Source organism: Myxococcus faecalis (genome assembly GCF_050039385.1).
In the GTDB taxonomy this organism is placed as follows: Bacteria; Myxococcota; Myxococcia; order Myxococcales; family Myxococcaceae; genus Myxococcus; species Myxococcus fulvus.
Map to the genome: position 1 here is coordinate 3,552,448 of NZ_CP144336.1, position 14,239 is coordinate 3,566,686.

Below are 14,239 nucleotides of genomic sequence, written 5' to 3' on the forward strand. Positions count from 1 at the left end.
GACATGGACGTGGGGGGAGAAGAGCACTGGCCGCGCGACTGTGGTCGCTTCGAGCTGCTGTCGCGACTGGGGCGCGGCGGGATGGCGGAGGTGTTCCTGGCGCGGGTGAAGGAGGGTCCGCGCGTGGGGGAGCAGGTGGCCCTCAAGCGCGTGCGTCCCGAGCGCGCGCATGACGACGAGGCGCACGAGCAGTTGCTCCATGAGGCGGAGCTGGCCAGGTGCCTGCGCCATCCGCACATCGTGGGCTTCGTCGAGTACGGGGAGCTTCGCGACGGCGGCTATCTGGCGCTGGAGCTGGTGGAGGGGCCGGACCTGGGGCGGGTGCTGGCGCAGTGCCGCAAGCGGCGCATCGAGCTGCCCATCGACATCTCGGTGCTCATCGTCCGGCAGGTGTTGGAGGCGCTGGCGCACGCGCACCAGGCGACGAGCACCACGGGGCGTCCGCTGGGCGTGGTGCACTGTGACGTGTCGCCGCACAACGTGCTGCTGTCGCGGACCGGTGAGGTGAAGCTGGCGGACTTCGGCGTGGCGCGCTCGCGGGCGGGGATGACGCTGGACGCCCGGCGACTGGGCAAGCAGCACTACCGCTCGCCGGAGCTGCTCGCGGGCGAGGTGTCCGTGGCGGTGGACCTGTGGGCGACGGCGGTGTTGCTGTACGAGCTCTTGTCGTTGGAGTCGCCCTTCCCCTCCGGGCCGGGAGAGGAAGTGGAGTCCGCCATCCGGGGCGCGCGGGTGAAGCCCGTGCGGCTGCATGTGCCGGAGGTGTCGGACGCGCTCGCGTTGGTGTTGGACCGGGCGCTGGCGCCCCACCCCGCGCAGCGCTTCGGCTCCGCCGAGCAGTTCGCGCGGGCGCTGTCCTCGCTGACGGATGACCGCGTGGCCACGCCCCTGGCCGTGGCCGCCGTGGTGCGCGGCCTCATGGGCCCGGGGGCTTGAGGGCTCAACGCCCGGTTACTGCAAGGGCAGCGTTCCCTGTGGCGTCCCCGAGCGTCCCACGTCGACGATTCGCTTGAGGAAGCGCTCACGCTGGGCGGCGTCATCCACGTTGATGACCCAGTCCGCGGCCTTCGACAGCACCAGCTCCGCGGCGCCGACAGCGGCCTGACGGCCTCGCGTCATCACGTAGGCGATGAACAGGGGGCGCTTGTCCAGGTTCGCGCTCCGGAACAGCTCGCGGAAGGCGAGGAACTCCTGGCTGATGTCTCGCAGGTCCTCTTCGAGCTGCGAGCGAGTCCCGACGATGGGCTCCATCAACAGCAGTTCCTGTCGCCCCTCGACGAACTGCGAAATCTCCTGGGCCGCTTTCGCATGCGTACTCGGCAGGAAGCTGGGTGAGTAGCGCCGCTGGACGAACTGGCCCACCTGCCACTGCTCGAGGAAGCGTTGCCCCAGCGTGTCCCGGTGAGGTCCTCGTGGCACGGTCTCCCGAGCATCAGCCTCGCTCGCGGGCTTCTGGGGGAGCAGATGCTTCTCCACCCAGGCGCGAGGATTCGTCACCTCCTGGGGCAGCAGAAGCTCCTCTCCAAGCCGGGCCAGCGGGCTGACCTCTCCCGAGGGGAGGTCGAAGCGCGTGGGGCTGGCCAGCGCATCGAGGATGGCCAGCATCGCGAAGTGCGCCTTGCGTCCGCCGATACAGCCGGGCGCGGGCAGCCACGGGGAGCGCGCGAACTCCACCCGGGCTCCGCTTTCCACGAGCGCACCAATGGTGACCTTCGCCCCCGAGAAGGGGTCCGGCACGTAATGTACGAGACGGATGCGAGTCATCACCGGATTGCTCCAACCACCTGGATGTAGCGCTCGACGAGCTGTGTGGCCTGCTCCATGCGCCTGGAGAGCGCCGAGAACAGTAGGTCGCTGCCCGACTCCCCGACAAGCATGCAGCTTTGCTGGACGCATTGCCGCAACATGACGGAGCCCGCCAGCTCGGCTGCCCTCTTCGCGGCCTTGTAGGCGCCAACCTCCAGCAGCCCTACAGGAAGGCCCCGGGCCAGATTGGGCTTTTCTGGAATCGACAGGCCCGCATCGGAGAAGTCCTGGGGATAGCCCACCAGCGAAGCCCCAGCGTCGATGGCCCACGCCCAGACGTCCAGCTCATCCCCCATCGAGGTCAGGAGGATGTTCTTCGCATGGCGGTCATGGTTGTGGATGAGCGCATCGAGCGTGAGCATGGCCCCGAGTCCTTCCAGGTTCTTGACGAAGTGCGCGTGCGCACCATTCCAGTGCAGCGGCGAGGAAATCAGCGCGCTGAGCCACCCCACCTCCGTGCCCGGGCCCTTGAAGAAAGCCCCGTGAGGCTGCGGAACCCCCAGCGCGTTGCCCAGGTACCAGCCGACGAGCTCCGCCAGCAGTTCCTGCCAGCCCATGTCGACCTTGCGCACCCAGGGACGGCCGAGCGGGTCCTTGAAATAGTCCGCCCCGCTGGTGTGCTCCACTTCGACCTGGGCGACATGCATGCCGCCCGTGACGGTCTCGAAGCACACCTCGACGCCGGCATCCCCGAGGAGGTCTTTCGACTCGCGCATCTGCCCCACCCCCATGGAAACAGCCCACCACCAGGACTCACGCGAGTCGGCGCACCTCGGCGAACGGAATCCCCAGGTCGCCCTCCACCACCAGTCGGCTGCGGCCGCCGCCCTGCTTCACCACGCGCACCTGGACGCCGATGCGCTCGGCCAGCCCCGAGACGTGGGAGATGATGCCCACCTGTCGGCCCGTCGCCTGGAGCGCGTCCAACGTCGCCAGCGCCACCTCCAGCGTCTCCGGGTCCAACGTCCCGAAGCCCTCGTCGATGAAGAGCGTCTCCACCTGCGTCGTCTCCGACGACAGGGAGGCCAGCCCCAACGCGAGCGCCAGTGACACGAGGAAGCTCTCGCCTCCAGACAGGCTCGCCACGCCGCGCACCTCGTCGCCCATGTCCCCGTCCACCACCTGCAGGTCCAGGTCGTGCCCCGGTACCCGCATCAGGCGATACCGTCGCGCCAGCTCCTGAAGATGCGCGTTGGCGTGGAGCAACAACGCGTCCAGCGTCAGGCTCTGCGCGAAGACCTTGAAGCGCTTGCCGTCATGCGAGCCGATGAGGTCTCCCAACACCTTCCACACCTCACCCGCCCGCCGCAGCTCCGCCAGCGCCTGCGCCTCGCTGCCGTGACGCGCCCGCGCCGCGTCGTCCGCCTCCAGCTTCGCGCGCAACATCGCCTCCGCCCGACGACGGACCTCCACGTCGTCGCGCAACTGCGCCCGCGCCGCGGAGGCCTCCTCCTCCGACAGGCTCGGCGGTCCACCCTGCTCGTGGGCCGTGTGACGCTCCCGCCGCTCGTCGCGCACCGCGCGGGCCTGGGCCTGCGCCTCGCGAAGCACCGACAGCGCCCGGGCCTCCGCCTCACACCAGGCCGCGTCGTGCGCGAGCAGCGCCTTCACCACGTCCAGCGAGAGGCCCTGCGCCGACAGCCTCCGCTCGAGTTCCATCCGCGCGGCCTCGCGCGCTTCCAGTGCGCTCGCGAGGCCGCGCACGGCGTCCTCCAGGCGCGCCAGGGTGACGCTCTCCGCCTGTCGTGAGGACTCGGCCGCCACCCGCGCCTGCTCGTATGCGGCCATGGCGGCGTCCAGCTTCGCTCGCAGCTCCGCGCGGACCTCCTGCGTCGGACGGCCGCCGAGCAGCGCCGCGCGGGCCCGGGTCGCGTCCGCGCGCGCCTGCTCCTTGAGCGCCGCCCGGGCCGCGTCGTCCTCGGCGCGCCGGGTGCTCGCCTCCAACTGTCCCTGCGCGCGCGCCCGCTGCTCCTGCTCCTGCTTCTCGAGGGCCTTCGCATCCTCGACGAGCTTCTCCCGCTCCTTCCACATGGAGACGCGCTTGCCGCACTTCTGACGGAAGTCCGCGGGCGCCGCCTCCAGCTTCCCCTCCCATCCCACGTCGGACGCGAAGATGGGCCCCACGTCCGCGATCACCTGACGCACCACCACGTCGGCGGCCTCGACTCGCGCCAATCCCTCACGCAGCGCGCTCTCCGCTCGCGTGAAGGCCTCTTCCGCGCGGCGAAGCGCATCGACAGCGACCTCGCGGCGGGAGCGCTGCGTCTCGAGCGCCGCGCGGGCCTCGCGCGCCGCGCGCTCCAGGCCTTCCGCGGCCTCCTCCTCCGACTTCAATGCAGCGAGTCGCGCCTGGACTCGCGCGACCGTGGACTCCAGCCAGGTCCCGGCCTCGACCGAGGCGCCTGCCTCCGGAGGCATCGCCGCGCCGGACGGCTCGGTGGACGACGAGCCTTCAACCGGAGACCCGTCGCGCAATGGCTCAACTCGCCGCCACTGCTCACGACCGCGCCCCCAGGCCGCGCCGTGCTCCGCGCACTGGGCCTTCGCGCTGTCACGCCGCGACTCGGACTGGGACATCCGCGCTCGCGCCTCGGCCTGCTTCGCGCTCGCCGCCACCTCCGCTCGCGAGCACTCGGCCTGCTCGGCCTCCAGCGTCTCCACGCGCGCGGCTGACTGCGCCACCAACCCGTCGAGCGCCGGCAGCTCGTGCCGATACGGATGCTCCGTCGCACCACACAGCGGACACGCCTCGCCCTCGCGCAAGAGCGCCCGCTGCGCCGCATGGCCCTGCGTGGCCTGCGCCACCGACAGCGCCCGCCGCGCCTCCTTCAGCGCCGCGTCACCCTCCAGCCGACGCTCCGCCGCCCGACGCACCTCCACCGCCGCGACCTCCACCTCCCCACGCGCCGCCACCGTCTCCTGCTCCGCCCGTCGAGCCTCCGACTCCGCCGAGCACAAACCCTGTCGCGCCGACTCCAGCGCCCGCAGCGCCTCCCGCCTCGCCAGCAGCGACTCGCGCAGCACGCGCCGCTCCACCGCCGTGCCCTCTCCCAACGCGGCCTCGGCATGCGTCGCCGCCGCCTGCGCCCGCGCCTCGGCCTCCGCCGCCGCGTCCCGCTCCCGCGTCCTCAGTCGCGTGGACTCCCGCAGCCGCTCCACCTCCGCGCGCTGCGTCTCCACCTGCGTCCGCGCCGCGCTCCCCTCCCCCAGCGCCACCTCGTACCGCTCCAGCTCCCGCTGCCAGCGCGGCCACTCCTTCGCCAACGCCTCCCAGTGGGCCTTCTCCACCAACCACGCCCGCGCCGCTTCCCCCTTCGCCCGCGCCTCCTCCTCCCGCGCCGCGACCTGCTCCAACGTCCCCCGCGCCTTCGCCTCCTCCTCCCGCGACGCCTTCGCCCGCACCCGCGCCTCGTCCGCGTCGCGCGCCGTCGCCTCACACCGCGCATCCAGCGCCGCCGCCTCCTCCAACGCCGGAGTCGCCTCCTCCTGCGCCGTCCGAGCCGCGGCCCGCGCCTCCTCCGCCCCCTTCAACACCCCCACCGCCTGGAAGGCCCGAGCCCTCGCCGCTTCCACCTCCTCCGCGCGCGCTCGCCGGGCCGCCTCCGCGTCCTCCCATCGCCGCCCCGCGACCTCCGCCGCCGTCACCACCTCCCGGAACGACTCCGCCGCGCGCACCTCCTCCAGCTTCCTCGCCCGTGGCGCCGCCTCCTCCAGCGCCTGCGCCGCCCGGACCTCCTTCTCCTCCGCCTCTCGAAACGCCCGCACCAACGCCGAGCGCTCCGCATGCCACGCCGCCGCGCCTTCCGCCTGCTGGAGCCGCGTCTCCACCTCCGCCCGCGCGCGCGCCTCGTCGACGAGCCGCTCCTCCGCCGCCCCGCGCTCCTGTGCCTCCATCAGCACAATCGCCGCCAGCCCCTGCTCCCGCTTCGCCAGCGCCTCCTGCTCCGCCTTGTTCTTCTCGTGCGCGCGGATGGACAGCCGGCTGTACACCTCCGTGCCCGTCATCCGCTCCAGCAGCTCCGCGCGCTCGCTCGCGTCCGCCTTCAAGAAGGCCGCGAACTCTCCCTGCGCGAGCAACGCCGAGCGGCGGAACTGGTCGAACGACAGCCCCAGCCGCTCCTGGATGGCCACCAGCACCTCGCCCTTGGTGCGGCCGAACTGCTGCCCCGAGGCCACCTCCGTCAGGCTCATCTCCTGCGGCCGGAACCGGCCCTCCGCCCGCCCGCGCGCCCGCCACACGTTCCACCGCGCCCGGTAGCGCTTGCCGTCCTTCCCCTGGAAGTCCACCTCCGCGAAGCCCTCGGCCGCGCCCCGCCGCAACATGCCGCGCACGTCGTACGCCGACAGCCGCGCCTCCTCCTCCTCGTCCGCGCGCCCCACCGGCACGCCGCCCCGTCCCCCCAACCTCGGCGTCCGGTCGAACAACGCCAGACACAGCGCATCCAGGAGCGTGCTCTTGCCCGCCCCCGTCGCACCTGTAATCGCGAACAGCCCCAGCCGGTCGAGCGGAGGCCGGTCCAGCTCCAGCTCGAAGTTCCCCGCGAAGCTCGTCAGGTTGCTGCCCCGGATGCCGAGGACCTTCATGACGCGTCCTCCTGCACCTGCGTCAGCAGCGTGTGGAACGCCTCCAACAACCCCTCCGTGGGAGGCTCCTCGTAGTCACGCGCATACCGCGCCCGGAACACGTCCTCCGGCGTGCGCTCACGGAGCGACAGCCCCGGCCGCGCCTCCGCCAGCGCGCCGCCTGTCCCCGTGTACGCGGGCGTCAGCTTCACCAGCCGCGCCGCGCGTCCCTCGAGCGCCTTCTCCACCTTCAGGCGCAGCGCCGGCTCGGGCCGGGGCAACGAGACGCACACCTCCAGGTAGGGACGCCGCCAGTCCGGCACGTCCTCCTCCATCGCCGGCAGCGCCTCCAGCAACCCCACCACCTCCTCGAGCGTCGCCGCGTCCCGCGCGGGCACTCGCACCATCTCCGCCCGACGTGGCACCGGCACCGACTCCACGGCCTCCAGCACCCCGTCCTTCAACTCCACCACCAACACCTGATGGCGATAGTTCGCCTCCGACAGCGACAAGGGCAACGGAGAGCCGCTGTAGCGAACGCCCTCGCGTCCCCCCACGCGCTGCGCCTTGTGCAGGTGCCCCAGCGCCACGTACGCGACGTCCTCGGGGAACAGCTCCACGGGCAGCGCGTGCTGATTGCCGCCGAGAATCTTCCGCTCGCTGAGCTCCGACAGCTCCGAGCCCGTCATGTAGCAGTGCCCCATGGCCACCAGCGCCTGCCCCGGCCGACGCCGGAGCCGCGCCGCCTCCAGCACCTCCTCGTACACGGCCCTCACCCCCGCCACGAGCCTGTCCCCGACCTCCTCGCGCACCGGCGGCAGGTCCGAGGGCCTCAGGTACGGCACCGCCGCCACCCACGCGCCCACGTGCCCCTTCGCGTCGTGCACTGGCACCAGCAGCCGCTCCAAATCCAAGACCCCACCCGCGCGCGGCAGCCCACCCACCACCTTCACGCCCAACGCCGCGAACAGCGGGTCCGGCGCATCCAGGCGCGCGGCCGAGTCGTGGTTGCCACCGATGACCACCACGTCCAGCCGGGGCAGCCGCCGGCGCGCCTTCGCGATGAACTGGTACCACGCGGCCTGGGCCTCGGCGCTGGGGTTGGCGGTGTCGAAGATGTCGCCGGCCACCAGCAGCGCGTCCACCGCCTGGGCCTCCAGCGTGTCCAGCAGCCACTCCAGGAACGCGCCGTGCTCCGCCTCGCGCGAGACGTCGTACAGCGTGTGTCCCAGATGCCAGTCCGACGTGTGCAGCAAGCGCATCCCGCGTTCACCCTCCCTCACCCCACGGCACTCGGGCTGGCCGGCAGCCTCCTTCAGGGAAGCCATCCGCTCCAAGCGCCGGGCGCCTGCTCCCTTACACGCTCCCTCTGACATGTGCCCAGGCCGCTGCAATTCCAGGGGGTTGCCGAGCCACCCGGCCCCGCGAGTCTGGAAGACACGGAAGAACCCGCTGGGGAGACTGGCCCGACAGGTCCCGGACGGAGATGCTTCGCGCCATGTCCTCCGAGCACGCCCCGTACCTCATGCTCGCGCTGATGGTGCTCATCGCCCTCGGCATCATCGTCCTGGGAGCCCGGGAGAAGCGCCAGCAGCGGCAGGCCTGGCGCATCTTCGCCACCCGTCAGGGCTGGACCTTCAGCCAGGCCAGTGACGTCCTCGAGGTGCAGGGGCTCTACCGCGAGCAGCAGCTCTCCCTGCTCACCGAGAAGCACGGCACCGGCAAGAGCGCCCGCTTCGTCACGGTGCTGCGCCTGGAGCTGACCGACGCCCTGCCCCAGGAGCTCCAGCTCGAGACGGAGACCGTCGGCGACAAGTTCCTCAAGCTCTTCGGCAAGGTGGACGAGGAGGTGGGCGACGCGGCGCTGGACGCGGCCCTGAACCTGCGCGACCTCTCCCCCAGGACCCGGGAGCTGCTCCTGACACCGTCCCTGCGCGAGCCCCTGCTGCGCGCCCACCGGCACTACCACCGCCTCTGCATCATCGCGGGGATGCTGGAGGTGGCGGAGGAGGGCGTGCCCACCTCTCCTGAGGACCTCGAGGCCCTCGTCGCCCCCGCGCTCGCCCTGGCGGACGCCCTGCATCTGTCCACCGGGCAAGCGCTCCCACCGCACTCGCGACGACGCGCTCAGTCCTGACGACGCTTGCGGCGCATCAGCGCCAGCGCCGTCAGCGCGGCCCACGCCAGCGAGCCCACCGGCGCGCTGCCGCACGAGCAGCCACTGTCCTCATCCGAGTCCGGCGGGCTCATCCCGCCATCGGAGCCCGTGCCTCCGTCCAGCCCCGTCCCCGCATCCGGCTGTGAGCCCGCGTCGGGCTCCTGCTGCGGGACCAGCGTGCAGTCGCCCTCGCCCACGCACACCTTCACCTCGACCTGGTGCCGCTGTCCCGAGGTGTCCACCACGGCGAAGCGCACCAGGTGTCCCCCGGGCGAAAGGTCCGTCGTGTCCCAGCGGTTGTGCTCGCCGCCGAAGTGGAAGTGGTTGTCCGTGCGCTCGTCGACGTAGCGCTGCACGCCGTCCACGAAGAACTCCGCGCGCGTGCAGCCCACATCATCCTGGCAGTCACCGTAGAACTCGGCGCCCGCGCCGGACACACGCTCGTCCGCGGTGGGACGCGTGAGGACGGCGACGGGCGCGTCGTCCTGCTTCACGGTGACGGTGAAGGACTGCGTCGCCTCGGGCGCCACGTTGTTGGCCACGCGCACGGTGACGGCCTCGCCCGTGGTCGACACCGCGGTGGGCGTCCAGGTGATGAGGCCGGTGGCCGCATCGATGGACATGCCCGTCGGCGCGGTGGTGAGCGAGTACGTCGCCGCGGGCCGGGCCCTCGCCTCCACGTCATAGCGATACACATTGCCCACCACGGCCTGTGTCGGCGCGGTGGAGGTGATGATGGGGGCCAGGTCCTCGTCGTCCACCTCCGTCGCCGTCACGGTGCGCGCGTCCAACCCCGAGCCCACCACCGAGAAGAGCGCGACGCCGTCCTGGTTGTCCGCGTCGGCGGCGGCCCGCAGCGTCACCGTCTGGGGCGCGTTCCAGTTGCTCGCGTTGAAGATGAGCGAGCCCCCCGACTCCACGGTGAGGTCCGCATCGCCCGAGGCGCGGCTGACGGTGACGGTGACGGTGCGCGAGGGCTGGCGCGTCAGCGACACGTCGAACGTGGCCGTGCCGGCCTCGGGGACCGCGACGTTGCTCGAGGAGAGCACCAGCTGCGCGGAGTTGTCCTCGATGGTGGTCGCCAGCACGGACTCGGACGTCAGGCCGCTCGACGCCACGGTGAAGGTGGCGGTGTCCACCTCGTTGTCCGCGTCCTCCAGGGCGTCAATCGTCACCACGCGAGGCGTGCTCCAGTCCCGCGGCGTGAAGGTGAACGTCGCCACGCCGGACACGCGCAGGTCCGAGCTGCCACCCGGCGCGCGGAACACGTCGACCACCACGGACGTCGTGGGAGCCTCCGCCAGGCCCACCGTGAACGTCGCCTTCCCACCCTCCATCACGCGCGGGTACAGGTTCGTCACCACCAGGCGCTGACCCGTGGTGGTGGGGACGATGCGGCGCAGACGCCCACCCGAGACACCGATGGTGTACAGCGCGCCGTCCGGCCCCACCGAGGCATCCACGTACGACGTGAAGCTGGTCCCCCAGAGGTCCACCGTCGCCACGGTGTTGTCCTGGGCCAGCGTGGCGCGCATGAAGGTGGATTCGTTGTAGTCGCCGAAGAAGTAGTTGCCGCGGTACTCCGGCGGAAAGAGCGTGGCGTCGTAGAACACGCCGCCGTTCATGCAGCCGCCCAGCCGCTGGGTCTTCGCGGTGCCGCCGCCACTCGTGGCATCCGGCAGACCCGACTGCGCGACCGTCACAGTGGTCACGCTGGGGACGCTCACGACGTAGAAGTCCCCGTTGAACGAGGCATCGCCCACCCCTTCGAGCGTGAGCTTCTCGCCCTTGCGGAAGCCGTGATTGCCCGTGGTGGTGAAGGTGGTGACGCCGCCCGCGCGCGCGGCCCCGGTGGCCGTGAGGGTGCGGGTGTCGAAGCCGTTGGTGCGGTACTTGATGACCGGGGTGATGTAGTCGTTGCCGGCCGGCTGGTTGTTCTCGTAGTCGTTGTAGCCGGCGTGCCCGCGCCGGGGCACCACGAAGGTCTGCTCGTAGCCGGTGCCCACCACGTTGACCCACAGCTGGCCGGTGCTCGGCTGGAACGTCAGCGTGAACGGATTGCGGAAGCCGCGCGCCCAGATGTACTCGTTGTTCGGACCGACGCCATCGTTGAACGGGTTGTCGTTGACCGGCGTGCCGTCACGGTTCGCCCGGCCCACCTTCGCCGCCAGCGACGTCAGGTCCGCGTCCACGCCCGTGCCGTTGCCCAGGTCACCAATCGCGAAGTACAGCTTGCCGTCCGGACCGAAGCCGATGCCGCCGCCATCGTGGTTCTCTCCACGGGTCGGCAGCCGCGAGACAAGCACCGTGCGCGCCGTGCCCACGCCGTTGACGTCCGTGTAGCGGACGATCTGCTGCTCCGTCGGGGACACGGTGACGAAGACATAGACGTAGCGGTTGGCCACGTAGTTCGGGTCGAACGCGATGCCGATGACACCGCACTCGCTGTTGGTGTGGACCGCGGGCTCCGTCGCGAACAGGCGCGTCACCAGCGTGGTGTTCCCCGGCTGCGTCTCCGGGAGGCCGTCCTTCAACGAGACGACCCGGATGGGACCGTTCTTGAGGGTGATGAACAGGCGGCCCGAGCCATCCGGCGCCCACGCCATCCCCGTCGCCTGACTCAAATCATTGGAGGTGTAGACAGTCTCGACGAAACCCGAGGGGACCGCGGCCCAGACGGGCGCCGCCAGGAGCAGGAGCAGGGGGACGAGTTGGCGCATGGCGCGGGAAGATACCGCACACGTCGTGTAGACCTGCTCGGCCATCCAGACGCAGGACGCCCGAGCACTCAGTCCCACAGAATCCTTTCAGCGAGGCTGTGCCATCCAACCCCGGGCGGTGCCATCCACCTACCAGTCGGTCCCGGTGACGCGATACATGACGGCCGAGCTCAACGGACAGTCGAACAGTCTCTCGAAGGCGCGGGCGCGCGAGAGCAGCAGGCGCTCGGCGGGGCTGTGCTTGCGCACACTCACCCAGCGCGGCGACAGCGCGCGCAGTCGGTCGAGATACACCCCGTCGTTCCCCTCGTGATTCACGTACTCGACGCGGTTGCGCAAATCCCACGTCCAGTACTCACCGAGGAACGACGTGGCGCTGTCGTACGCCACCACGTCACCGGGCCGCAGCTCCCGCTCACGCAGGCGCGCCGCCTCTGGCGTCCACAGCCAGCCCATGCGCATGCGCACCCGGTCCTCGTCGCGCAGGGACGGGTCCGCGCGGCGCCCCATCGTGGGCAGCACCTGATACCCCACCGAGGCCTTCGCATAGGACGCCACGCAGAGGAACGCCGCGAGCGCGGACAAGAGGACCTGGAGGTAGCGCGTCCCCACCTGACGGTGCAGCACCGCGAAGGCGACGAGCCCCGCCGCGGGCAGCCCCAGCGTGAAGCGCCCCCACCACGCCGCGGGCACCAGCACCGACAAGCCCGCGAGCAACGGCAGCGCGAGCCGCGACAGTCGCTCCCGACTGAACACCGCCGTGGCGCTCACCCACAGGAGCGCGGGCAGCAGGAGGTACGGGAAGAGCCAGCCGAAGGCGCGCTCGCGCACGTCCGGCCAGTACATGCCCTCCGGCGCGGTCCAGCTGCGCACCATGCGCTCGAAGGCGCCGGGCGCGCCGAAGAAGGCGGGAGGGCCCGCGATCTCCTCCGCGCCGATGGGCCCCTCGAGCTCATGCCCGAGCACCTTCATGCGCGCGGGCCAGAAGGGGTTGCCCGTGCGGACCGAGTTCTCCACGTACGTGGGCGCCCCCATCCACAAGAGCAGGAGCAGCGCGAGCCCCGTCTGCCCCAGCACCCGCCCTCGCGCCCCCTTCGCCGCGCGCAGCACGAGCGCGCCCCTGACGAGCAGCAGCGGCGACACGAGCGCGAGGTGGAAGAGCCCCGTCACCTTGGTGCCCGCGTACAGGCCGAGCGCCAGCAGCGTCAGCGTGCGCGCGGTGGGGCTCCAGTCGCGCTCGGTGAGGAAGTAGAAGGCCGTGATGAACAGCGCGCCCGCGACAACGTCCGCGTGCGTGGTGTGGAGCTGGAGGGCCACCGCGGGCAGGGCCAGCCACATCGCGCCCAGCGACGCGGACAGCGCGGGGCTGGCGCTCGCGCGACGACAGAACGCGGCCACGGTGAGCGCGCCCAGCAGGCCGAAGGGGAGCTGCGCCAGGTCCTCCAGCCGCGAGTGATGAGGCAGCAGCACGTGCCAGACGGAGAGCAGCTCGGTCAGCTCGGGGTAGCCGTTGACGTACCAGACCGACGTGTCCACCCAGGTGATGCGGCCCGTCTGCACCGCGTAGCTCGTCTTCGGAGTGTGGTACCAGACGACGTCCCAGGCCCAGTTGGGGAAGTGCCACGCGATGGAGCCGGAGACGATGAGCGCGCACGCCGCCGGCAACAGCGCCCACGCGGCCAGCTCCTGACGCGCGAGGATGTCACGCCACAGCCGCACCGGCGCCGTCACATCCGACACGAGCCGAGAGCGCAGCTCCGCGAGCCCCACCCTCCGCACGCTCCAGCCGAGCATCCCGCCGTGGAGCGCGAAGCCCACCAGGGCCAGCTGGAGTCGACCGAGCTGCCCCACGAGCCCCAGCGCCTGCACGCAGGTGAGGACGCTCGCGGTGCCGAAGAGGAGCGCGGCCATCCAGCGCTCCAGCGTGGAGCGCTCACGCAGGAGCGCCGCGGACAGGGCCCACGCGGCGGCCACCGCCCATGACGTCTCCAGCGCCCAGAGCACCCAGCCCATGCGCGGCTCAGCCGTTGGCGGACAGCGTGCTCTCGTACAGCCCGCGCACCCGCTCCGCCAGCTCCACCGGGTCCTGTCCCAGCGACTCGGGCGGCAGCGGCGGCAGGACGCGCACGCGCATGGAGGCGCGGGCATTCAGCCACGGGCCGTCGCCCTCGAGCAGCTCCGTGGTGCCCTCCACCACGACGGGCACCACGGGCACGTGCTCCTCCACCGCGAGCTGGAATGCGCCGCGCTTGAAGGGCAGACGCTGGCCACCCTTCGCGTACGTGCCCTCGGGGAAGATGAGCACGGGCATGCCTCGGCGCAGCCAGCGCCGGCACGGGTCCAGGAGCTGATGCATCGCCTGCGACGAGCCCCGGACAATGGGCACGTACGCGAGCAGCGTCATCATCCAGCCCACCAGCGGCAGCGAGAACAGCGACGCCTTCGCCACGAACTTGTACGGGTGGTACAGCCCCATGACCGCCAGGATGTCCATGGCGGACTGGTGATTGACCACGATGACGCAGGGCCCGGAGGGCAACAGCTCCTTGCCCTCGAAGCGCGTGCGCCAGAACGGCGACACGTGCAGCCACAGCCCATGGCACCAGTGACACACGAGCCAGTGCAGCATCCGGCGGTCCTTGTCGACCGGATAGGTGACCAGGAGCAGCAGCGCCCCCAGCGTGAAGAGGATGGGCGCGGTGGTCAGGAAGACGAGCCAGAACCAGACGGTGATGACGTACTTCATCGCGGAGGGCTCATGGGTGCGTGCTCGGAACGGGGGCGCATCGGCTCACCGACATAGCGCGACCCGGCTGGCACATACAGCAGGGACCTCCAGCGCCTGGGATGACCCTCCGACAGGCGGGCAGCCAGCCGGCGAGGGACGACGATATCCCGACCAGGCCTCCGCGCAGCACCCGGGACTCGGACAGGCCTCCTCGCGGAGGACCGGGTCCGCCGTCGGCTGGAGGTGGCGTCATCCGTCCCGGGC

9 protein-coding genes are annotated in these 14,239 nt (G+C 71.4%); 2 read left to right on the plus strand and 7 right to left on the minus strand.

All coding sequences use genetic code 11. From position 1 onward, the window contains the following. Positions 1–3 precede the first annotated feature (3 nt). The gene (locus VZQ01_RS13990; RefSeq protein ID WP_267698024.1) at positions 4–936 is read left to right on the plus strand and encodes a serine/threonine-protein kinase; all 933 of its coding nucleotides are present in this window, start codon (positions 4–6) and stop codon (positions 934–936) included. Between the two features lie 15 nt (positions 937–951). Here the strand turns inward: VZQ01_RS13990 and VZQ01_RS13995 are convergent, their stop codons facing one another. The 4 genes from VZQ01_RS13995 to VZQ01_RS14010 all read right to left on the minus strand — a co-directional run bounded on the left by VZQ01_RS13995 (position 952) and on the right by VZQ01_RS14010 (position 7,631). Continuing rightward, positions 952–1,692 carry a hypothetical protein gene (locus VZQ01_RS13995; RefSeq protein ID WP_426748069.1) on the minus strand — a complete coding sequence of 247 codons (741 nt, stop codon included), beginning with the start codon at positions 1,690–1,692 and terminating at the stop codon, positions 952–954. Between the two features lie 71 nt (positions 1,693–1,763). Continuing rightward, entirely contained in the window at positions 1,764–2,522 is a 759-nt protein-coding gene (locus VZQ01_RS14000) for a hypothetical protein (RefSeq protein WP_408888096.1), read from the minus strand. 37 nt (positions 2,523–2,559) lie between these two features. After that, the gene (locus tag VZQ01_RS14005) at positions 2,560–6,390 is read right to left on the minus strand and encodes an AAA family ATPase (protein ID WP_426748070.1); all 3,831 of its coding nucleotides are present in this window, start codon (positions 6,388–6,390) and stop codon (positions 2,560–2,562) included. Further along, the gene (locus tag VZQ01_RS14010; protein ID WP_426748071.1) at positions 6,387–7,631 is read right to left on the minus strand and encodes an exonuclease SbcCD subunit D C-terminal domain-containing protein; all 1,245 of its coding nucleotides are present in this window, start codon (positions 7,629–7,631) and stop codon (positions 6,387–6,389) included. Before VZQ01_RS14010 ends, VZQ01_RS14005 begins: the two co-directional genes overlap by 4 nt. 236 nt (positions 7,632–7,867) lie before the next feature. Here VZQ01_RS14010 and VZQ01_RS14015 point away from each other — a divergent pair, with 236 nt between their 5' ends. Further along, positions 7,868–8,506: a hypothetical protein gene (locus VZQ01_RS14015; protein WP_426748072.1), complete on the plus strand. Its 639-nt coding sequence runs from the start codon at positions 7,868–7,870 to the stop codon at positions 8,504–8,506. Here VZQ01_RS14015 and VZQ01_RS14020 read toward each other — a convergent pair. From VZQ01_RS14020 to VZQ01_RS14030, 3 genes are all read right to left on the minus strand, one after another. Next, positions 8,497–11,247 (minus strand): PQQ-dependent sugar dehydrogenase, encoded by a 2,751-nt coding sequence (locus VZQ01_RS14020; protein ID WP_426748073.1) that lies wholly within the window; start codon positions 11,245–11,247, stop codon positions 8,497–8,499. The genes VZQ01_RS14015 and VZQ01_RS14020 overlap by 10 nt on opposite strands. A gap of 129 nt (positions 11,248–11,376) precedes the next feature. Continuing rightward, a complete protein-coding gene (locus VZQ01_RS14025; protein ID WP_267698028.1) occupies positions 11,377–13,260 on the minus strand; it encodes a hypothetical protein in 1,884 nt (627 codons plus the stop codon). Between the two features lie 7 nt (positions 13,261–13,267). Further along, positions 13,268–13,993 (minus strand): lysophospholipid acyltransferase family protein, encoded by a 726-nt coding sequence (locus VZQ01_RS14030; RefSeq protein ID WP_426748074.1) that lies wholly within the window; start codon positions 13,991–13,993, stop codon positions 13,268–13,270. Positions 13,994–14,239: the final 246 nt, after the last annotated feature.